We start from the raw sequence: 19,215 nt of genomic DNA on the forward strand, positions 1-19,215 counted from the left end.
AGGAGGTCTTTATGGATTTTATGGAGTTAAAAGACAAACTCTTTGATTCTGCATACGTTTTAGCAAAGGATTTACTCGTTGCCCTTATAGTGCTCTTTATTGGCTTTAAAATAGTCAAGTTTATTGAGAAGCGCGTGTTCGGCAAAGTTGGATTTTTGAAAGTGGATGAAACGTTACGTCGATTTTTGAGAACCATTTTGTCGGTAACTCTAAGAGCGGTTGTCGTTATAACTGCCGTGGGCATTGCAGGTGTCCCTATGGCGACGTTTATTACGTTAATCGGTACTGCCGGTGTGGCTATTGGTCTCGCCCTTCAGGGCAGTTTGTCCAATCTCGCTGCCGGGGTTTTGATTATCGCTCTCAGACCGTTTAAAGTCGGCGATTTTATCGACGGCGGCGGACATTCAGGCACTATTACGGACATCGGCCTCTTCTATACGCGCATGACAACTGTAGACAACCGGGCGATTATTTTGCCAAATGCCGATTTGTCTTCGAGCTCTATTGTCAACTACGGTTACTACGACAAAAGGCGTCTCGATATGACTTTCGGCGTCGGTTACGACAGCGACATTTCGAAGGTTAAAACGACGATTTTAGAAGTGGTGAACAAGCATCCGATGATGTTAAACGATCCGGAACCTTTTGTAAGGCTTTCTGAGCACGGCGACAGCGCGCTGGTGTTTACGCTTAGGGTTTGGGTTAAGACACCGGATTACTGGGCACTGCACTTTGACTTGCAAGAGCAGGTGAAAGAGGCTTTTGATGCAAACGGTATTGAAATCCCGTACCCGCATCTGGTCGTTCAGAACAAAGCTGAATAGGATGAGAAAAGTATGCCAATTAGGCGCCTTTCCAGTGTGGAAGGCGCTTTTTACATGCGCTAAAAAGGGGATAAAAGCGTTATTGATAAAAAAACTCAAAAAACTTTTATTTTCAACTTGTAATCATTACAGTTTGTGTTATAATACTTTTGAAAGCAAAAACCAATTGAGATATAGGAGGAATAATCATGGAAAGAATCGTAGGGATGAAGGCACCAAATTTCAGTATGGCAACGGCAAAAGGCGACGGCAGTGATTTCGGTCGCGTGTCACTTGACGACTACAAAGGCCAGTGGCTGGTACTTTTCTTCTACCCGTTAGACTTCACTTTTGTATGTCCAACTGAGATTACGGGGTACTCAAAGCAGTACGAAGCCTTTAAAGCACTTGGCGCAGATGTACTCGGCGTCAGCATCGACAGTGAACATTCACACAAAGCGTGGATTAACAGCGATTTGGGCAAGCTCAATTTCCCACTGGCATCTGATATTACAAAGAGCGTTGCAAACGATTACGGTGTGTTAATTGAAGACGCCGGTATCGCGTTGAGAGGTCTCTTCATTATCGATCCTGAAGGCGTGGTACGCTACAGTGTGGTACACGACCTCAATGTCGGCAGAAGTGTCGATGAGACGTTGAGAGTGTTGAAGGCGCTTCAAACAGGCGGTCTTTGCCCAGTGGACTGGGAAGAAGGCGAGAATTTACTTTAAGTAAAACTTTTAAAGCAAAGCACCATAGGCAACAGCTGATTATTTATAAATTGAAATGTATGGAAAGCCCCTTTGTCGTTTGGCAAAGGGGCTTTCTTATGGGGACGGTTCTTTTGTGCCGGAAAACACTATAATATTCCAAAAATGGTGTTTCTAAAAAGGATTTTGTTGATATTGAGCCCGGTTAGTCAATAAAAACACGCCAAATGGTTGGTTCTCGTCGCCGATATAGGGTCAGTAAGAGGGCCAATGTTAAAAAAAGCGGTGTAATGGTGGCATTTACGGCAACAGGTGTCCCTATTGGCACAGGAAGGGATTGAATAAAAAAAACCGCAGTAAAAACTGCGGTATGCGGGCTGCTGCCCTCTGTGCTAGCTGAGTTTTGAGTAGTACTCGACGACCAGATGCACATCGATTTCAATGGGGATCTCTTCCATCTCAGGAACTCTGTCAACAGTTGCCTGATAGTGGTCTGCATCGACGGTTAAATACTTCGGTGCGGACAAGGCGCGCGCTGAGATGTTTTCTTTAAAGAGTTCGTTCTTTCTGGATTTTTCTCTAAGGGAAAGGACGTCGCCTACGCTGACGCCATAAGACGGTATGTCGACTTTTTTGCCGTTCACTAAAATGTGACCGTGAACAACCATTTGTCTCGCTTGTCTAATTGACGAGGCGAGACCTGCGCGGTAAACGAGGTTGTCGAGTCTGAATTCCAGTGTTTTTACGAGGACGTGACCGGTTTGTTCCGGCGCGCTCATAGCGGTTCTCACATAGCGTCTAAACTGTTTTTCCATGACTTCGTAGTATCCGCGAAGTCTTTGTTTTTCCAACAGTTGTCTTCCGTATGATGACAGATTTCGCGTCTCTCTCGACTGTCCGTTATCTGCACGTTTCATTGCTTTTGGGTGTCCGCAGACATTGAGTCCCAATCGTCTACACTGTTTAAAGCGTGGACCTCTCATTCTTGCCATAATATTCTCTCCATAACATAAATTTTAGCCGCGATAATTTATGCCTACGCCATTTTAACATATTTCCAGACAAATGTAAACGATAATCGTTATCAACACAAGATAAAAAATTAGACACTTTTGTAATAGGCGTCTAAAAAACCGTTAAATTGCGAATTTTCTCGGAGAACATGCAGGTAAACATTGACGATTTGTTAATAAACCTATAAAATAGAAGGGAATATGACATAAAATAAGTATGAGGTTGATATGGAGACGATTAAGCAAGATAAAAAAATAGCTGTTTTGATCGATGCAGACAATGTATCTGAAAAGTACATAAAACTGATTTTCGATGAACTGTCCAGTATTGGCGTGCCCACGTACAAGCGCATCTATGGCGACTGGACCAAACCGCAACTTTCTTCTTGGAAAGGTGTTTTGCTGGACTATTCAATTACACCGATTCAACAATATTCTTACACAACAGGAAAAAATGCAACGGATGCGTCACTTATTATCGACGCGATGGACATTCTTTATTCCAGCAATGTAGACGGCTTTTGTATCGTATCGAGCGACAGCGATTTTACGAGACTTGCATCGCGCCTTAGAGAAGCGGGCATGACAGTTATCGGCATGGGGGAACGCAAGACGCCTAAGGCGTTCATTTCCGCCTGTGAGAAATTTAAGTACCTCGATATTATCGGTAAGAAGCCCGGGGAGATAGAAGCGGAGATGTCCTCTAAGGACGACAGAGCCGGCAAGAGCGGCATTATATCGCGCAGCGAGTTGATCGAGGTCATCAATCGCATCATCAGCGAGATTTCCGATGAAGACGGCTGGGCGTTTCTCGGCGAGGTGGGCAGCGTGCTCAACAAGCGCTACCCGGATTTTGACACGCGGAACTATGGGTTTACTAAGTTGACGCCACTGGTGTCTTCTTTGAAGCAGTTTGAGATTCGCTCGAGAAAAACCAACAATAAGAGCGTGAGTTTGAAATACGTGCGCAGTAAAAATCATCACTAGAAAAACGCGATACGCTTCAAGCGCATCAAAAAGATTTTGTCACGACTTCTTGACTTGAGCAATTATTGAGAAGTCTTTGGAATCAGCATTTGTAATTTAACAGTAAAAGCCGCCTATATCAAAGGCGGCTTTTTGTGTGCGCGGAAAACCTGTACTGGCCGAAAGTTAAACCCCCGGTATGCATTTTGACGCACACCGGGGGTGGGTATAAACAATTAGGTGTCTCAGTTCATTCTCACAGAACCGCTGCAGACAGCTGTTGTATAGTAGGCTGTAACGGCCGTGCCCTCGACGTTGATGTAGACGTTGACGTCGCCGGCTTCCTCGAGATCATAACCTTTTTTCAATATGTCCGCTTCTATCAGCCCTTTGATTTCACACTCTCTAATACTGGCAATGTCGATGCCGCCGAGTTGGAGTGTTACATGTTCAATAGTCATACAGCTTCCTCCTAACATACTTTTCGTTAGTTGTTAAATACCCTAAATCGGGCTGGCTAACCACGAAAAGTACGCGTGGTTGCGTTTACTCTAGAAGAAAAAACCTGTCGTTTATGGCATGGTGAACGCTACAGGACACTACAGGACACTAGACTTGCCCTAAAAACATTTGGACGGTGATGGAGACGACGACGACAAGTGCCGAGACGAAAAAGCCGTGAATCAGCGGTTTGATACCCGAATGGGACATTTCCTTAAAGTTCGTTTTCAGCCCAATGGCACCGAGGGCCATGACCATAAAGAACTTGCTGATTTGTGAAGCGTAACCACTGGCCGCATCTGAGACGATCCCCGTGCTCTTGACGCCGACCATGACGAGGAAGAGCAAGATGAAGTAGGGGAAAATCGCCTTGATAGAGACCCTTTTACGTGCGCCCAACTGATGTGACGTCTTAGCGTGAATATAGGAAAAAGCAAGGACAATGGGAATGATAAAGAGTGTTCGCGTCAGCTTGACAATAACGGCGTACGACCCCGCCGCATCGGAAAACGCGTAGCCCGCCGCGACAACGGATGACGTATCGTTAACAGCTGTTCCCGTCCAGAGGCCGAAGCCGATGTCGCTGAGTCCGAGCCACCTGCCTGCAATCGGAAACAATATAACCATGAGGACGTCGAAGAGAAAAGTCGCCGAAATCGCATAGGCGATGTCCTTGTCCTCGGCTTCAATGGTCGGCGCAAGTGCCGCAATGGCGGAGCCACCGCAAATACCGGTGCCGGTGGAGATGAGGCTCGAGAGCTTCCAGTCCATTTTAAACGCTTTGCCCATGAGGTGGCCTCCGGCGTAAGCGGCAAAGAGTGTAAACACCATGACCACGAGCGCGTAACGGCCGACGTAGAGCACCTGGCCAAAACTCAGTGTCAACCCCATGAGGACAATGGCGACGCGAAGCACTTTTTTAGAAACGAAGCGTATGCCCTTGTCAAAGATGGGGTACTGGGAGGCAATGGGGTTGAAGAGCATGCCGATTAACAGTGCGAAAACACTTGCGCTAATAAGATGCATGGGCACCCAAGTGCTGATAAGCTTAGCAATAAGGGCAAACAGCACTGTTAGTGTAATACCTGGGATGTAAGATTTAAAGTTTGTCATAAGTCACCTCGTGAATTTTTATCGGTTCGACTTGATTATAATACAATTTCATGATAAATATAAATTATGCTTACTTATGTATTCATTATTTTAGATTATAGATAGGAGTAGACCATGTTGGACTTTAGACATTTGACTTTTCTCACCTTGTGTCAACAACAGCATTTTACGAGGACGGCAGAACTTTTGCATATGACGCAACCGGCTGTTTCACAACATATCAAGGCGCTAGAGACGCTTTATGGTGTTAAACTATTTGTTTATAAGAACAAAAAAATGACGTTGACACCGGAAGGGCAGAAACTTTACGAAATGGTTAAACGCATTCATGCAGATTGCGTCTACGCGGCAGAGCGCATGGGAGAAGAGACGGTATCGGTGGTTCGCTTTGGGGCGACGCTGACCATTGGCGAGTTCGACTTGCCGGCGCGTTTGAGCCGCCTTATAAAAGACGCACCTAAAATGCGATTTGAAATGGCTGTGGACAACACGCAGGTCTTGCTGAGTCGCATCGACGCAGGGGCGCTGGCCTTCGCGTTTTTAGAAGGGTATTTCGACAAGGGCAAGTATGGGTATAGGGTATTTAAAGAAGAGCCCTTTATTGCCGTTTGTGCACCGGATGCGCCCTTTGCGTCGGGCACCCACCGTTTTGCGGACCTCTTTGACGCCACACTCATACTGAGAGAAGGCGGGTCGGGGACGAGGGAGATTTTAGAAAGAGAATTGATTAACCGCAACGCCTCTGTAGACAGTTTTCAAAACGTCCTTGAAATCGGCGGCATGAACGCCATCAAGTCCCTGGTTCGAGAAGGCGTCGGTCTGTCTTTTATGTATGAAACAGCGGCTCGAGAGTGGATAGAAGAAGGGAAACTGTGTAAAATCCAACTTGAGGATTTTCAATTGATGCGCACTTTTCACTTTATCTACCTCAAAGACAGCGTCCACGAAACACAATACCTCAATTGGCTAGAAAAAATGAAGGGTTGACATACCCCCTAGGGGTATAGTACAATGAGGGTGAAAGACAATAAGAATTAAGAAATGAGGTGTTGAAATGTCAACAAGTGAAAGACGTTATGAAGTTAAAAACATGACCTGTGCCGCTTGTTCCGCCGCGATAGAACGGAGTCTTAGGAAAACGGCAGGCGTCGAAGTTGCAGACGTCAACCTCGCGACAGAACAGCTTCAGTTAAAGTTCAATCCCGATGTCGTCTCTGAAAGCGCCATTATCAATAAAGTGGAAAAACTCGGTTACGGCTTGTCCGAATTGAATACGTCGAGAGAAATTGTCATCCCCATAGCGGGAATGACCTGTGCGGCTTGTTCAGCGGCAATTGAAAGAAGTCTGAACAAGATGGCGGGAATCGAATCGGCCTCAGTGAACTTGACAACTGAAAAAGCAACCGTTGTCTACGACAGCCAAACCGTAAGAATTTCTCAAATAAAGGACCGCATCAAAAAAGTCGGTTACGAACCACTGGAAGCGGACATGGGGCTTCAGGTCGATGAAGACAAGGCGCGCAAAGAAAAAGCGCTTAAAGTGCTCAAGACGAAACTCATTATCGCCGCCATTTTTACGATTCCCCTGTTTTACATTACCATGGGGCATATGCTCGGCGCGCCGCTCCCGCAGATAATTGATCCGCATCACCACCCGCTGAATTTTGCGCTTATCCAGCTCTTTTTAACGGTGCCGGTGATGCTGGCGGGGTATAAGTTCTACCAAGTGGGCTTTAAAGCACTCTTACACCGCTCGCCTAACATGGATTCACTGATAGCCATCGGAACGAGTGCCGCGTTTATCTACGGCGTCTACGCCATTGTGGAAATCGCCAAAGGCAACCACGACATGACCATGGCGCTCTATTTTGAAACCGCAGGCGTTATCATCACGCTGATTATGCTGGGCAAGTACCTCGAAGCCGTTTCAAAAGGCAAGACGTCAGAGGCCATTAAGCAACTCATGGGGTTACAGCCTAAAACGGCTGTGGTCATCCAAGATGGCGAAGAAATGGTCATCGCAATAGAAGAAGTTGAAATGGGCGACACGCTCCGCGTCAAGCCCGGTGAGAAATTCCCCGTCGACGGCGTCATCACTTCCGGTTACACGTCGGTAGATGAGTCGATGTTAACCGGTGAGAGTATCCCCGTTGAAAAGAACATCGGCGATCCCGTTATCGGCGGCAGCATCAACAAAAATGGTCTGATACAATTTGAAGCCACAAAAGTCGGAAAGGACACTGCACTTTCTCAGATTATCCGATTGGTTCAAGAAGCTCAAGGTTCCAAGGCCCCTATTGCCAAAATGGCAGATATCATTTCCGGGTACTTTGTACCGGTGGTAATGGTAATCGCCGTAGCGGCGGGACTGTTTTGGTTCCTAACAGGACATGACGCGACGTTCTCCTTGACCATCTTTATTTCCGTTCTCGTCATCGCCTGTCCGTGTGCACTGGGCCTAGCCACGCCGACAGCAATAATGGTCGGTACGGGAAAAGGCGCCGAGTACGGCGTGCTCATTAAGAGCGGCGGCGCTTTAGAGATTGCACACAAAGTCCAAACCGTTGTCTTCGATAAGACTGGGACGCTGACAGAAGGGAAACCGGTGGTCACCGACATCGTATCCAAAATAGATGAAAACGAGCTCTTAAGACTTGCAGCTTCTGCTGAAAAGGGCTCTGAACATCCTCTCGGTGAAGCCATCGTTAAGGCGGCGGAAGACAGAGGCCTTGAACTGAATGCCCTCGACGATTTCGAGGCGATACCGGGACATGGTATCCGCGTGGCCATAGGCGGTCAAACAGCCTTGCTGGGCAATGCAAAACTGATGAATGACTACAAGATAGACATCGATGACGTCGATGCGGCCAACCGTTTGGCGGCGCAAGGCAAAACCCCGATGTATGTGGCGATAGACGACGCATTTGTCGGTATTGTCGCCGTGGCCGATGTGGTCAAACCCAACAGTCAAATGGCCGTTGAGCAGCTGCACCAAATGGGCATAAAAGTCGCGATGATTACAGGTGACAACAAGAAGACAGCAGCTGCCATTGCCGAGCAAGTGGGCATCGATGTGGTCCTTGCAGAAGTGCTTCCTGAAGACAAAGCGTCTGAAGTGAAGAAACTTCAAAGCGAGGGTCGAGTCGTCGCCATGGTCGGGGACGGTGTCAACGATGCGCCGGCACTCGCACAGGCCGACGTGGGTATCGCCATAGGTTCGGGAACAGATGTGGCCATGGCTTCAGCCGATATCGTTCTGATGAAGAGCGACATCAAAGATGTGGTCACTGCAATTAAGCTGAGCAAAAAAACCATTACGAATATCAAGCAGAATCTCTTTTGGGCCTTTGGCTACAACTCGTTGGGCATTCCGCTCGCCGCAGGTGTGCTCTATGCGCTGGGCGGCCCGCTCTTAAACCCAATGTTTGCAGCGGCCGCTATGGCGCTGAGTTCTGTATCCGTTGTTTCCAATGCACTGAGGTTGAGAAAATTCAAACCTTAGACTCACTATAGACAAATTTAGGAGGAAGACTATGAAAAAGAAATTAATTATTGAAGGCATGAGCTGCGGTCACTGTGTCGGTCGCGTAGAAAAGGCTTTAAATGAAACAGACGGCATTGTATCGGCAACTGTGGACTTGTCGTCCAAGAGCGCTACTGTTGAGCTTGAGAAAGCCATTGAAGATCAGCAACTGATCGATATCATCGACGAAGCCGGCTACGATGTGGTTTCAGTAGAGCAACTGTAGGATTGTTTAGCTGTATCGCGCAAAAGCACACCTTTGAGGAGGTGTGCTTTTTGACGTTCTTCAAGGGGGGACGGTTCTTTTGTGCCATTACGCGGTATGCCACCTGACGAACAGCCTTGAGAGACCTGAGGTCGCAGGGGATCGGCATAGGCCTTTCTCACAAAAAAAGACCGCCATATGGTCGTGGCAGTCTCTCACTTGGGTGCGTCCGGCTCTATTTGTCGAGAGTCGCCGTATGCGTGGTATACGAGTGAGTTCGAGTTGTTCGGGATGTAAAATACTAGGCGATTCCGGCACAAAAGAACCGTCCCTCTTTGCAAAGCTTCTACTCAGTTAGATGCTCAAACAAGTCCAGTTGCCGCACTTTACACGATGTTACAGGGCGCTCAACCAGATAATCGCCTTGAGTCAACGCACCGTATAGAAGCGGCGCATCGACAACATGTTTTTCAAAATTACTTTTTACCGCCGTTAAACTGTGATTGGCGTAGCAGTAGAGGCAACCGTTCTTACACGAATGGTACATGCCGATGTCAATGCTGCTTGCGCACCCGCACTCAGGGCGCTGATTTTTATCTTTGTCAACGCGGAGGGCATAGCCGCCAATGCGTTCCAAGCGAGCGCTGTCGATGCAACGTGCAGGGGCGATGCCTGCTGTTCCAACAGCTTCTGCGCAAGTGGCAATAGAAAGGCCGTATTGAGCGGCGATGACCGAAAAGTGGGTTAGGAGTTCAGCCTGTTCCTCGGTGGATGGGCGGCGTAGATTAAGCGACCGCGTATTGCGTTGAGTACTCCGGTAGAGGTCTATAAAGCTGATGGTACAGAGGTCGGTGTAGGGGTGGAGTTTGCGCACGAGACGTTCAAAGGCTTTACAATGGTAGCGGTACGTGTAGTGCGCGTTAAAAAAAATCGGGTCGTAGCGCCAGAGAACGCGCTCTTTCCCGATTTTCTGCGACAAAGCCTGAAACCCTGGGATGAGGACGTCATTCTTTGACGGCACATGGGACTCGACATCTTTGGCGTAGGCGTTTAGCGTAAACTGAAAATAAAAGGGGTACGCTTTGAGTTCATCTAGCCGTTGTAACATCGGCAGGGGGTTTTTACTCCAAAAGACGATGCCGTCTACGACATCGGGCGAAAGGTCAATTATGCTGATGCGATGAGGGTTCATCGGCGTACGTACCCAAACAAAGCCCTCTTGAATGCGCCTATAAAACCACTCTGAATAATACGCTGGGATATCTGTCCGCCTACTGGCACTTAAAATCATAAAAATCACCGCCTTTCAACGCTCTGCATTTATCCAAACGATAGTTTGCACTCCGCCGGGGGAGCTATCAAAAAAAGAGGCCCAGTGAGGGCCCGTTACTGATGGGGGGTATCAATTGTCAGCGTACAGGTACAGACCAATTGGTCGAGCACCGGATCGAGGTCTTCTTTACAAGTAAAGCCCATGGCTTCATAGTAAGGGCGCTCCTTTGCGCCGCAGCTTGCCTCCAACGTTAAAAAACGGTAGTCGTCGATCATTTTATCGATAAGATCTTTTAGAACGGTTAGAGGGACACTATCGCCTGAGACAGCGACGTTTTTAACGATAAAATGCGTGCTGTCGACACGGGTGCCGCCGACAATGGCGCGCGCCTCGCCTGTATCAACGGCATAAGCGGCATAGAGAACGCCCTGTGTTTTGGCATAGGTGCTTTGCGCCAGACTCTGAACTTTCCCGTCAGTGGGCGTATACAACGTTTTTTTAAGGAGCTCCGAGAGTTCGAGGGTCTCGTAGAGCATGGTGTAGTCTTCAATACGTTTAATGGTCATGTTGCCTCCAGTGAGTGTTTTTTTATACTTTACATCAAGTGGGGGAAGACGTCAACTCACAGAGTGAATCTAGCGGTTCTCTCAACCTAAGACTTTGAGGTCGCTGTTCGTTGGTGTATACTTAATATAACCAGCTCTACTAAGGGAAAAGCGGAGAGTGGAGAAGCCGTTTTAAACGTCGGCAACAGAGTGGTCAACACGTACCTGTATCCAAAGGAAAATGGATGCGTTCTCATTGATACAGGCTATGCGCACAGCTACTTGAAATTTAAGCGCAATCTTTTTAAAATGGGCTTAAAAGTGGTGACATACGGTATGTGTTTCTCACGCATGCCCACGACGACCACGCGAGATTTCTCAACGCGTTGCTCACTGAAGTTCCTACGATTGAGGTCGTCGCCAGTTATCAGGCGGTACCGACACTATTAAAGGGACAAAATCCCTTCCAAGGCGGGTGTTCAAGTCGCAGGGCCTTTGCTTTTTGCCTGCTGCTCAAGGCGCTCGGAAAAGGCGACCACCGATTTCCCCCTTTGAAGAAAGCGCATTTATCTCGGGTACAGTGTGTGACCGATGAAAGCAGAGAAAGTTTTGGCAATTTGTTGAAGGGAAAAATTATCGATACCCCAGGCTATACGGCGATGAACGGTTTTCCAAGTCACCACAAGCTCTCTATATGGATTGAAGACAAAGCCGCTTGCCAGATGTCTTGGAAAACTTTAACGGCACCGGCGTTCAAGTGCCTTTGTCCATCTCATGGCAAGCCATTTGCACTGGAAGTCTTGGAACGCAACAAACGGTTTATTAAATGCATTGGCTGTTAGCCCATAAAAAATAAAACATCTAAGGAGGTTGTGTAATGGCTGTTATTTTTCTTCACGGTTTGGGGCAAAGGGCGTCCAGCTGGGAGGCGACGATTCGAGAGTTGTCTATAGGGGGTGAGAGCTATTGCCCCGACTTCGTCGACTTGCTTCACGACAAACCGTATATCTACTCGAATTTGTACAAAGCGTTTGACTCCTATTGTGAGACCTTCACAGAACCGCTCACGCTATGCGGCCTTTCTCTCGGCGGTGTAGTCGCTCTGCAATACGCCATTGAAAACCCCGAAAAAGTCAAGGCGCTCATATTAATTGGCACACCGATTGAGATGCCCAAAAAAGTCCTCAAATTGCAGAACGCCGTATTTAAGCTTATGCCAAAACGCGCTTTCGAAAATAGGGGCATTTCTAAAACCGCGGTTATAGAACTGTGCCGTTCGATGATGGCTTTAAACTTTCGGAACGATTTAAATAGACTTAACTGTGATGTGTGTATTGTTTGCGGAGAAAAAGATAGGGCGAATAGAAAATCGGCTTTACAGCTCGAGGCAGCTATTGAACAGGCGAAGGTTGTTTTTGTTAAAGGCGCCGGGCACGAAGTCAACGTAGACGCGCCTGAAAAGTTGGCGGAGTTGCTGGTGCCCCATATCGTTTACAATTAAGAAACGGCTCATTTACGCCGCGATTTTGCATTTTAATCAAATTTCAATGCGACAGTTTACTAGAGCCCTTTTACAGTAGGGCGGCAAAGGGCTGAGAACGGTACGAGGCTCTTACCGTTTTTATAAAACAATAAAAAAACCGAATGCACAATCCTTCAGGACTGCATTCGGTTTTTTACTGGTTGGTGGAGATAAGGGGACTCGAACCCCTGACCCCTTGACTGCCAGTCAAGTGCGCTCCCAGCTGCGCTATACCCCCATGGCCATAAATGTATTTTAATACGTTTCCACAAAAAAATCAACAGGAAATTATCAATTTCGTATCACTTTCGTGTTACAATAAAGAAAAATCTTTCGAGGTGACAGATGAAACAGGTGAATATCAAGTGGGGCGCGTGCTTGCTTTTACTGTTTGCAACAGGGGTTGGCCTGTGTTTGGCGACGGGTAAAACGCTGGCCTATGCCATAGGCGCGACGCTGATTGCGGGCATCGCCGTCGGTATCGCACACGGTTTTGACTGGAAGTTATTAGGACGACGTGCCTTTGGCGCCGTAAGAGAAGGAGGGCATGTGTACGTCCTCGTTCTGATTATCGGTATGAACATATCCATGTGGATTGCGTCGGGCATTGTCCCGACAATTGTGTATTATGGCTTCGACGTCATCGTCCGCGTCAATTTTTTGCCAGTGGCCTTCGGTCTCAGCGCTTTTCTCGCCTTTTTTCTCGGCACGGGGCTCGGTACGGTGAGCACCATCGGCATTGCCCTTTTGACACTGGGAAAAGCGTCGGGCATCGACGAAGCCGTGCTTATGGGCGCTCTGATATCGGGTGCCTACCTCGCCGACCGGCTATCCCCGATTTCTGCGCTGGTGAACTTTGCATTGGATACCGTTCAAGTGACCTTTCGGTCGGCGTTTAAAGCGACAGCCAAAGCGCTGCTCCCCGCGTTTGTTTTGACGGGACTTTTTTATCACATCGTCGGTTTGAAAAGTGGTACGGGGCTCACTGGAGATGCCGTTGAAGGGTACCGACAATTGTTGGGGGCACATTTTGCCATAACGCCGGCACTTTTTATCATCCCCCTCGTCGTGCTCGTCTTGAGTTTTTTGGGGGTGGGGGCGCTGAAAGTCTTGTCAGTGGGCATTGCCACTGGATTCGGTTGCGCCGTTTGGCTACAGCATATGACGGTGTGGGAAGGGTTAAACTATTTGATGTTTGGCTACAGTCGAACTTTTGAAACCGATTGGATGAAGGCGTTTAACATTGGAGGCGCCTGGTCTATGGTGGAAGTGGTGATGGTTATTGCAGGGGGGATGGCGCTTCTCGCCTTGTTTGAAGCGTACGGCTTTATCGCACCGATTAAAAAGCGATATTTTAGTGGCCGGCAAGACAAAGGCCGCCTCTTTGTCAAAACGGGTGTGCTCAGTTTGACGCTCGACGCCGTAACTTGTGACCAAACCGTGGGCATCCTGTTGCCCGGCAAGCATTTGAAACCCGTTTATGAAGCCAATGGTCAATCGAGAGAAGCTCTGTATCAGACCATTGCGAACAGCGGCACCGCATTGGCACCTTTAATGCCGTGGAACGTAAACGCTGTGATTATCTACACCATTACGGGAATTTCAGCGGTTCAGTACGCACCTTACGCGCTGTTAAACTGGCTCCCCTTTGTGTTTACGCTATTTTACGCACTAAAAATAAAGAATAAATAGACGAATTATAACAATCCCATAAGGCGCATTGACAGGCGTTCTCAGTCCCTTTATACTGACGAAAAGCACTTACTGAAAGGAGCACTTTATGGGCATTACATTAATTACAGACAGTACATGTGATTTGCTGCCAAAGGACCTTGAGAAGAGAGGCATTCGATTTGCATCCCTCAAAGTTCTCTTTGGTGAAGAAGAGTTTATAGATAAAGTCAGTTTAACCAATGAAGCTTTTTACGACCGCATGAGACAGGCACAGGCATTGCCCACCACGTCTCAAGTCAACCCCAACGAGTTTGTCGAACTGTTTCAAGAAGAGCTTGACAAGGGCAATCAAATTATCGGGCTCTTTATTTCTTCCGAACTGAGCGGTACCTACAACGCGGCTTCTATTGCCAAGCTCATGCTCGAAAGCGATGACATCCACTTGGTCGACAGCCGAACCACCAGCTTCGGACTGGCGCTTCTCGTACACAAAGCGCAGGACTTAATCGATGAGGGCCTCGAGATCAAAGAAGTGGTTGAAGCCATAAAACCCTATATAGAAAACAGCCAACTCTACGGCATGCTCGATAACTTAACCAACCTCAAAAAAGGGGGGCGGTTGCCTTCGAGTCACGCCGTTATCGGGAACTTATTGAACTTGAAGCCGATTATCGAAGTCAAAGAAGGCGTTGTAGAAGTGGCCAACAAAGCGCGCGGCGCTAAAAAAGGCATGCAGTGGATGATCGACAAACTGCTCGAAACGTTTCCAAATGGCAAAATCGACACCTTAGGGGTCGCCTACGCCAACGACTTGGAAAAACTCAGACAGTTTAAGACGTTCTTAATGTCGAAAATTCAAGTTGAGAATTTTGTAGAAGTTCAAATTGGCACTGTCGTCGGCACACACACCGGCGAAGGTGCTGTTGGAATCGCCTACTTCAAAAATCATTCATAGAAACGCCACATAAAAAAGCCTATGGCAAACGGGGGCACCTCAGCACCCGCTTTGTCGTAGGCTTTTTTCGTTCTATAAGCTTTAGTGTCGCCGCTCGGCGACAAACGCCTCGATGGCGTCCACGGCTGCGCGTTGTTGCGCTTCCCGGGTTATGGTGGCCTCTGCGTCTCCGCGCTGAGGGCCGTAATTGCCAAACTGTGCGTGGTTGCCCCCCTCAATGGCGACGATATTTTCTTTGTAGTCGATTTTATCGGCCACAGTTGTGTTCAGTGTCCCGTAAATGGTTAAGGCATCTGCCGGCGGGTAGTCGCCGTAAACGTAGGCGCCCATGAGGATGAGCCCCTCTACGACCTCGGGATACTTAGAGGCGTAAGCGCTGGCCATGGCGCCACCCATAGAGTGTCCGCCAATATACCAGTGACGAATACCGGGAAATTTTTCAAAGATGTCGTCAGCTGCATTTGAATTGAAAATCGCCATGTTTAGCGGCATGTCCACGAGGATACAGGTGATGCCGGTAGCGCGAATTTCATTGAGAATCGGCAAGTAGGCAGCGGCCTCTACTTTTGCTCCGGGATAAAAAATCAGCGCGGTATCCGCCTTAGAACCGGCGGGTAAGAGCGTTAGATTGCCGTCTGAATAAATATCGGGGGCTTCTTTTAAAAGGCGTTGCGCGACCTCGTCAGGGCCGTAGTCGATGCCTGCGTAAATGAGAAAGCCCAAAGTCGACAGAAGCAAAACGGCGATAATGGCCAGTGCCGAACGTTTAATCGTTTGCAGTTTCATAGCGTACCTCACTGTAATAAAATGTGTAGAATAAAAGCGGCGGAAAACATAATGAGAAAACCGGCAATCATTGTTCCCAAAACTTTAGAATACCCCTTGGGGGTAATGTCGCCGTTTCGGTCGAGCGCTTTGATAATCGGATGGAGTTTCCAAAAGTAAGTGGCGATTGAAGCAATCATCGCCAAGACGGCGAGACGTTTTGTCTCAAGATCTGCGGTGCGTACAATGACGAGAAGTAGGACGATGAAGATGAGTTTCGTCCCTGCTACCCACGCGGTCATGTACCGTGCAAACAGGTGATCGTTTTCATTTTGTTTGCTACGCTCCCAAGCGTTAAAGACGGCGACGCCGTTGCCGCGCTTTGAATCCGGCGCAAAGTAGAGGATGCAGATGTTTGCCGTCTCCATGATGATAAAAACCCATAGGGCAATGTCCAGTAGATTCATAACAACTCCTAGTCTATATCGGTGAAACGTATCTCAAGTACATCAGCGTAAAGAAGAAAAAGCTGACAATGGCGATGCTGATGCTGTTAAAAGTCAGTTCGAGGGATCGCAATTTGCTGAAAAACCTGGAGCGCAAGACGTAGTACTTATAAATCAACAGCGCCACGCCGTAGAGGGCGAGGTAGACTGGCAGCTTTAAGACCTGGTCTATTGCCGACAGCGTGTATGGCGCGTCGAAAACATAGGTCATCATGAGGTTGCCGCCGGCGCCGAGAAAGACACTGACAGCCGCCATAATGTAGATGACGAGGCGTTCGTTAAAAGAGATGATACGCGGCTGCCTGGCCACAGTGCCGGGTTTGAACATGGCGATGAAAAATTTGATAAACGACGTCATCGTCCCGATGTTAATCAACCAAAAGAGTATTTGATAACCGAGGCCTTCATAGCCTTTGGCGATAAAGTACTTTGAGAAACCGCCACTCATAAACGGCGCGCCGGTAATGCTGAGAATCGCTATGATAAGGGCAATGGAAAGACCTTTTTCCACATAGAAAAAACCGGCCATTTCCTTGATTTTACGTGTTTTAAAATAGCGAATCATCAACCCTGCAATTAAGAACAAAGACGATTTGAAGATACCGTGTGCCACAATATGGTAGAGACCACCGATGTAATTGTAATCGTGGTACCCGCTGACGCCAATTAAAATGAGGCCGATTTGCGAAACCGTGTGGTAAGCTAGAATCAACTTGATGTCCGATTGGCTAATGGCAAAAACGAAACCGGAGAGCGCCGTCATAAAGCCGATGATTAAAAACAGCGATTGCATGTCGATGACCGGATAAAAAATAGTCTGCATGCGCAGGAGCAAGTACATGCCGGCTTTGACGAAGATACCGGACAAAATGGCCGAGACAATTGAAGGGGCGCTGGCGGTGCCGTGTGCCTTGGGAAGCCAGCTAAAGAGCGGCATAAGCGCCGCTTTCAGACCGACGCCGGTTAGGAGAAAGGCGAACGGCAAATAGAGGTTTTGCGGTTGGGTTTCTAAAGCCACGGCATTTCGGATGCTTTCGAAGTCGAGGACGCCGTAGAGTTTGTAGAGAAAGCCCACACCAAATAGAAAAAACGCCATGCCCACCATGTTGACGATGAGGTAGATCATCCCGTCGTACATGGATTGGGAATCTTTTTTATACATAATGAGTATACTGGCGGTTATAGTGGCCACTTCAATGAGGATGTACACATTGAAAAAATCAGTCGATAGAAAAATGCCGTTGATTAGGCCCTGCAAGCTGAGAAACAAGAATACGAACAAGTGCTCCATAAACGGCTTATGGTAACTGAACAAGAATGTGCACATAAACAAAAAGTTGCTCAACAGTAAAAACACAGCCGTCATTCTGTCCATTCGCAAAGCCATGCCGAAGGGGAGCGGCACCTCGATTAAGGGCATTAGGAAGTTGCTCTCCAGTGTAATGGCGTACCAAAGGGCGAGGCCGAACAAAAAGAACTGAACGGCGATGGCCACTTTTTTAGACAAATGGTGTTTAAACAAATAGAGCAGTAGCCCTGTGATAATAGGGAGCATTACAAACAAAAGCAAATGGGGCATCATTCGAGCTCACCTCGCTTTCGCTTGACGCGGTTCCAGTTGGTTGAACCGTATTTGTGGTAGAGGGATACAAACATGGTCAAGCTGGTGGCCGTTACAGAAATCCCCACCACAACGGCGGTAATCATCAACGCTTGAGGTAGAGGGTCCGCCACATGTGTCGCCGTGCTGAGGGACTCGCCAATAGGGGGAATGTTACTCTCTGTGGCGTTGATGGATAAGAAAAATAAAATGAGTGCCGCCTGCATGACGGCGAGACTGATAATAGTCTTGAGGATGTTGCGCCGGGCGCAAAGGCCGTACATGCCGATAAAAAATAGGAGTATAGCGACGTTTTCTCCGTTGATAATCTGCGAAATCATATGACAATCACCTACTTTCATAAAAGGCAAAACGATAGAAAATAATGCTCATGCCACAGGCGACTTTCAGGCCGATGAGCGCGTTCATTAAAATGAGGTAAAGCCTTGTCGTCAAGACACTGATTCGGTACAAGTGAAACGACATAAACGTCAATGCAAATAGTAGAAGGGCTAAGAGCAGTATTTTTTCCACAACTTGAAAATGACTGAGGGAAACGTCTTTCATCGGCACCATCAAGTATTTGCAAATGAAGACAGAAGCGAGCAAAGCGCCGCCCTGAAAGCCACCGCCTGGCGATACATGGCCGTTTAGGATAATGTAAATGCCGACGATAAGAACCAGTGGCAGAACGAGTCCTAAAGTTTTAGAAACGAGATTGGATTGTTCAGGAATCATATTCACTGCCCTCCTCGTGCACTGACATATAGATGACGCCGATAATGCTGAAAAGCAACATTAAAGCCTCAAATAGCGTGTCGTAATAGCGGTAGAATAAGTAGATGGATGTAATGGCATTTGCTGACCCCGTGTGTTCAAAAGCGTGTTTAATGTAGTATTGGCTCATTTGAAAGTAAATCGCGGGTTCCAGCCGTTGGTTAAACAAGAGCACAGAAGCCGCAATGACAATCATCAATAAGGCGATAAGGCGTCTTCTCATTCGATGACCTCCTCAATTTCTTCAATGCGATAAGGCTCCTTGAAGTGGATTTCCTTTTTTAAAAAAGCGTCTAGGTTCTCTAGTTGATTGTTCTCGTGGTGACCGTAGATGACCAGTGTGTCGTCGACTTCATCCACAATCAACGCGTACTGGTGTTTTTGTAAAATCGCTTCGAGAGAGAGCGATGAAAAAATAACCTGTGCCTCGAGTTCCTGTTTGGTACAGAACTTTTCCAGGGTCTTGAGCAATTGGAGTTTGTACTTGGAATAGTGTTCGGTAACACAGCTTTCGTCGTCTTGAAGCAGGTAATAGATGGTGAAAATCTTGTATTTTTGCAAGGCGACGAGGTAGAGAATCGTCGCGATGGTACTGCCCACGACAGCCTCTGCGATGGCCACATCAGGCGCGTTGTAAAGCAGATACACAAAGGAAATAGAGAGCGAGAAGACGGCGAGGTAAATAACCGCGTGTCTCAGATAGCGCGTTTGAATCGCCGCCACTGAAAAAATGACGAGTAGGATTAGGGCAAATTCTAACATAG

21 protein-coding genes, 1 tRNA gene and 1 pseudogene are annotated in these 19,215 nt (G+C 47.7%); 10 read left to right on the top strand and 13 right to left on the bottom strand.

The window, feature by feature from the left end; all coding sequences use genetic code 11:
- The first annotated feature begins 11 nt into the window (after positions 1 to 11).
- Both ACR6HW_RS14780 and ACR6HW_RS14785 read left to right on the top strand, forming a co-directional pair.
- The gene (locus ACR6HW_RS14780) at positions 12 to 824 is read left to right on the top strand and encodes a mechanosensitive ion channel family protein (RefSeq protein WP_455728475.1); all 813 of its coding nucleotides are present in this window, start codon (positions 12 to 14) and stop codon (positions 822 to 824) included.
- 188 nt (positions 825 to 1,012) lie between these two features.
- Positions 1,013 to 1,534 (top strand): peroxiredoxin, encoded by a 522-nt coding sequence (locus tag ACR6HW_RS14785; RefSeq protein WP_455728476.1) that lies wholly within the window; start codon positions 1,013 to 1,015, stop codon positions 1,532 to 1,534.
- A gap of 371 nt (positions 1,535 to 1,905) precedes the next feature.
- Here ACR6HW_RS14785 and rpsD read toward each other — a convergent pair whose 3' ends face one another.
- Entirely contained in the window at positions 1,906 to 2,505 is a 600-nt protein-coding gene (rpsD, locus tag ACR6HW_RS14790; RefSeq protein WP_455728477.1) for a 30S ribosomal protein S4, read from the bottom strand.
- 258 nt (positions 2,506 to 2,763) lie between these two features.
- Between rpsD and ACR6HW_RS14795 the strand changes: the two genes are divergently transcribed.
- Positions 2,764 to 3,513 (top strand): NYN domain-containing protein, encoded by a 750-nt coding sequence (locus ACR6HW_RS14795; protein WP_455730897.1) that lies wholly within the window; start codon positions 2,764 to 2,766, stop codon positions 3,511 to 3,513.
- A 224-nt stretch (positions 3,514 to 3,737) separates the two neighbouring features.
- Here the strand turns inward: ACR6HW_RS14795 and ACR6HW_RS14800 are convergent, their stop codons facing one another.
- A complete protein-coding gene (locus tag ACR6HW_RS14800; protein ID WP_455728478.1) occupies positions 3,738 to 3,953 on the bottom strand; it encodes a hypothetical protein in 216 nt (71 codons plus the stop codon).
- Positions 3,954 to 4,101: 148 nt separating this feature from the next.
- Positions 4,102 to 5,106 (bottom strand): YeiH family protein, encoded by a 1,005-nt coding sequence (locus ACR6HW_RS14805; RefSeq protein WP_455728479.1) that lies wholly within the window; start codon positions 5,104 to 5,106, stop codon positions 4,102 to 4,104.
- A gap of 114 nt (positions 5,107 to 5,220) precedes the next feature.
- On the opposite strand from ACR6HW_RS14805, the gene ACR6HW_RS14810 reads away from it, so the two are divergent.
- From ACR6HW_RS14810 to ACR6HW_RS14820, 3 genes are all read left to right on the top strand, one after another.
- Complete coding sequence (locus ACR6HW_RS14810; RefSeq protein WP_455728480.1) at positions 5,221 to 6,093, top strand: LysR family transcriptional regulator; 873 nt, start codon at positions 5,221 to 5,223, stop codon at positions 6,091 to 6,093.
- Between the two features lie 67 nt (positions 6,094 to 6,160).
- Positions 6,161 to 8,608, top strand: a complete 2,448-nt coding sequence (locus ACR6HW_RS14815) for a heavy metal translocating P-type ATPase (protein ID WP_455728481.1) — start codon at positions 6,161 to 6,163, stop codon at positions 8,606 to 8,608.
- 31 nt (positions 8,609 to 8,639) lie between these two features.
- On the top strand, positions 8,640 to 8,855 hold the full coding sequence (locus tag ACR6HW_RS14820; protein ID WP_455728482.1) for a heavy-metal-associated domain-containing protein: 216 nt from the start codon (positions 8,640 to 8,642) through the stop codon (positions 8,853 to 8,855).
- Positions 8,856 to 9,180: 325 nt separating this feature from the next.
- Here the strand turns inward: ACR6HW_RS14820 and ACR6HW_RS14825 are convergent, their stop codons facing one another.
- A complete protein-coding gene (locus ACR6HW_RS14825; RefSeq protein WP_455728483.1) occupies positions 9,181 to 10,125 on the bottom strand; it encodes a DUF1848 domain-containing protein in 945 nt (314 codons plus the stop codon).
- A 95-nt stretch (positions 10,126 to 10,220) separates the two neighbouring features.
- Complete coding sequence (locus ACR6HW_RS14830) at positions 10,221 to 10,673, bottom strand: hypothetical protein (protein WP_455728484.1); 453 nt, start codon at positions 10,671 to 10,673, stop codon at positions 10,221 to 10,223.
- Positions 10,674 to 10,975: 302 nt separating this feature from the next.
- Here ACR6HW_RS14830 and ACR6HW_RS14835 point away from each other — a divergent pair.
- Together ACR6HW_RS14835 and ACR6HW_RS14840 are read left to right on the top strand one after the other, a co-directional pair.
- Positions 10,976 to 11,494 (top strand): annotated as a pseudogene (locus tag ACR6HW_RS14835) (MBL fold metallo-hydrolase); the annotation flags it as partial.
- Positions 11,495 to 11,529: 35 nt separating this feature from the next.
- Positions 11,530 to 12,153: an alpha/beta fold hydrolase gene (locus ACR6HW_RS14840; RefSeq protein WP_455728485.1), complete on the top strand. Its 624-nt coding sequence runs from the start codon at positions 11,530 to 11,532 to the stop codon at positions 12,151 to 12,153.
- 183 nt (positions 12,154 to 12,336) lie between these two features.
- Here ACR6HW_RS14840 and ACR6HW_RS14845 read toward each other — a convergent pair.
- A tRNA-Ala gene (locus ACR6HW_RS14845) sits at positions 12,337 to 12,412 on the bottom strand.
- 107 nt (positions 12,413 to 12,519) lie between these two features.
- Here ACR6HW_RS14845 and ACR6HW_RS14850 point away from each other — a divergent pair.
- Complete coding sequence (locus tag ACR6HW_RS14850) at positions 12,520 to 13,866, top strand: Na+/H+ antiporter NhaC family protein (protein WP_455728486.1); 1,347 nt, start codon at positions 12,520 to 12,522, stop codon at positions 13,864 to 13,866.
- Positions 13,867 to 13,954: 88 nt separating this feature from the next.
- The gene (locus ACR6HW_RS14855; protein ID WP_455728487.1) at positions 13,955 to 14,803 is read left to right on the top strand and encodes a DegV family protein; all 849 of its coding nucleotides are present in this window, start codon (positions 13,955 to 13,957) and stop codon (positions 14,801 to 14,803) included.
- Positions 14,804 to 14,884: 81 nt separating this feature from the next.
- Here the strand turns inward: ACR6HW_RS14855 and ACR6HW_RS14860 are convergent, their stop codons facing one another.
- The 7 genes from ACR6HW_RS14860 to ACR6HW_RS14890 are packed head-to-tail and all read right to left on the bottom strand — an operon-like array spanning position 14,885 to position 19,213.
- Positions 14,885 to 15,589, bottom strand: coding sequence for an alpha/beta fold hydrolase (locus ACR6HW_RS14860; RefSeq protein WP_455728488.1), 705 nt, complete (start codon positions 15,587 to 15,589; stop codon positions 14,885 to 14,887).
- A gap of 8 nt (positions 15,590 to 15,597) precedes the next feature.
- Positions 15,598 to 16,035, bottom strand: a complete 438-nt coding sequence (locus ACR6HW_RS14865) for a hypothetical protein (RefSeq protein ID WP_455728489.1) — start codon at positions 16,033 to 16,035, stop codon at positions 15,598 to 15,600.
- Between the two features lie 13 nt (positions 16,036 to 16,048).
- The gene (locus ACR6HW_RS14870) at positions 16,049 to 17,656 is read right to left on the bottom strand and encodes a complex I subunit 5 family protein (RefSeq protein WP_455728490.1); all 1,608 of its coding nucleotides are present in this window, start codon (positions 17,654 to 17,656) and stop codon (positions 16,049 to 16,051) included.
- A complete protein-coding gene (locus ACR6HW_RS14875; protein ID WP_455728491.1) occupies positions 17,653 to 18,036 on the bottom strand; it encodes a sodium:proton antiporter in 384 nt (127 codons plus the stop codon). The genes ACR6HW_RS14870 and ACR6HW_RS14875 overlap by 4 nt, the downstream gene beginning before the upstream one ends.
- Complete coding sequence (locus ACR6HW_RS14880) at positions 18,023 to 18,412, bottom strand: MnhB domain-containing protein (RefSeq protein ID WP_455728492.1); 390 nt, start codon at positions 18,410 to 18,412, stop codon at positions 18,023 to 18,025. Before ACR6HW_RS14880 ends, ACR6HW_RS14875 begins: the two co-directional genes overlap by 14 nt.
- Positions 18,402 to 18,674 carry a hypothetical protein gene (locus tag ACR6HW_RS14885; RefSeq protein WP_455728493.1) on the bottom strand — a complete coding sequence of 91 codons (273 nt, stop codon included), beginning with the start codon at positions 18,672 to 18,674 and terminating at the stop codon, positions 18,402 to 18,404. The genes ACR6HW_RS14880 and ACR6HW_RS14885 overlap by 11 nt, the downstream gene beginning before the upstream one ends.
- Positions 18,671 to 19,213, bottom strand: a complete 543-nt coding sequence (locus ACR6HW_RS14890; protein ID WP_455728494.1) for a Na(+)/H(+) antiporter subunit B — start codon at positions 19,211 to 19,213, stop codon at positions 18,671 to 18,673. Before ACR6HW_RS14890 ends, ACR6HW_RS14885 begins: the two co-directional genes overlap by 4 nt.
- Positions 19,214 to 19,215 lie beyond the last annotated feature (2 nt).

The sequence above is a fragment of the Fusibacter sp. JL298sf-3 genome (assembly GCF_053842995.1).

Excerpts from the sequence above, each read along its gene's own strand:
- ACR6HW_RS14815 (WP_455728481.1), top strand. The coding sequence starts at position 6,161 with ATGTCAACAAGTGAAAGACGTTATGAAGTTAAAAACATGACCTGTGCC.
- ACR6HW_RS14870 (WP_455728490.1), bottom strand. The coding sequence starts at position 17,656 with ATGATGCCCCATTTGCTTTTGTTTGTAATGCTCCCTATTATCACAGGG.
- ACR6HW_RS14860 (WP_455728488.1), bottom strand. The coding sequence starts at position 15,589 with ATGAAACTGCAAACGATTAAACGTTCGGCACTGGCCATTATCGCCGTT.
- ACR6HW_RS14820 (WP_455728482.1), top strand. The coding sequence starts at position 8,640 with ATGAAAAAGAAATTAATTATTGAAGGCATGAGCTGCGGTCACTGTGTC.
- ACR6HW_RS14805 (WP_455728479.1), bottom strand. The coding sequence starts at position 5,106 with ATGACAAACTTTAAATCTTACATCCCAGGTATTACACTAACAGTGCTG.
- ACR6HW_RS14880 (WP_455728492.1), bottom strand. The coding sequence starts at position 18,412 with ATGATTCCTGAACAATCCAATCTCGTTTCTAAAACTTTAGGACTCGTT.
- ACR6HW_RS14865 (WP_455728489.1), bottom strand. The coding sequence starts at position 16,035 with ATGAATCTACTGGACATTGCCCTATGGGTTTTTATCATCATGGAGACG.
- ACR6HW_RS14850 (WP_455728486.1), top strand. The coding sequence starts at position 12,520 with ATGAAACAGGTGAATATCAAGTGGGGCGCGTGCTTGCTTTTACTGTTT.
- ACR6HW_RS14840 (WP_455728485.1), top strand. The coding sequence starts at position 11,530 with ATGGCTGTTATTTTTCTTCACGGTTTGGGGCAAAGGGCGTCCAGCTGG.
- ACR6HW_RS14875 (WP_455728491.1), bottom strand. The coding sequence starts at position 18,036 with ATGAAAGTAGGTGATTGTCATATGATTTCGCAGATTATCAACGGAGAA.
- ACR6HW_RS14825 (WP_455728483.1), bottom strand. The coding sequence starts at position 10,125 with ATGATTTTAAGTGCCAGTAGGCGGACAGATATCCCAGCGTATTATTCA.
- ACR6HW_RS14890 (WP_455728494.1), bottom strand. The coding sequence starts at position 19,213 with ATGTTAGAATTTGCCCTAATCCTACTCGTCATTTTTTCAGTGGCGGCG.
- ACR6HW_RS14830 (WP_455728484.1), bottom strand. The coding sequence starts at position 10,673 with ATGACCATTAAACGTATTGAAGACTACACCATGCTCTACGAGACCCTC.
- ACR6HW_RS14780 (WP_455728475.1), top strand. The coding sequence starts at position 12 with ATGGATTTTATGGAGTTAAAAGACAAACTCTTTGATTCTGCATACGTT.
- ACR6HW_RS14800 (WP_455728478.1), bottom strand. The coding sequence starts at position 3,953 with ATGACTATTGAACATGTAACACTCCAACTCGGCGGCATCGACATTGCC.
- ACR6HW_RS14885 (WP_455728493.1), bottom strand. The coding sequence starts at position 18,674 with ATGAGAAGACGCCTTATCGCCTTATTGATGATTGTCATTGCGGCTTCT.
- ACR6HW_RS14810 (WP_455728480.1), top strand. The coding sequence starts at position 5,221 with ATGTTGGACTTTAGACATTTGACTTTTCTCACCTTGTGTCAACAACAG.
- ACR6HW_RS14855 (WP_455728487.1), top strand. The coding sequence starts at position 13,955 with ATGGGCATTACATTAATTACAGACAGTACATGTGATTTGCTGCCAAAG.
- ACR6HW_RS14785 (WP_455728476.1), top strand. The coding sequence starts at position 1,013 with ATGGAAAGAATCGTAGGGATGAAGGCACCAAATTTCAGTATGGCAACG.
- rpsD (WP_455728477.1), bottom strand. The coding sequence starts at position 2,505 with ATGGCAAGAATGAGAGGTCCACGCTTTAAACAGTGTAGACGATTGGGA.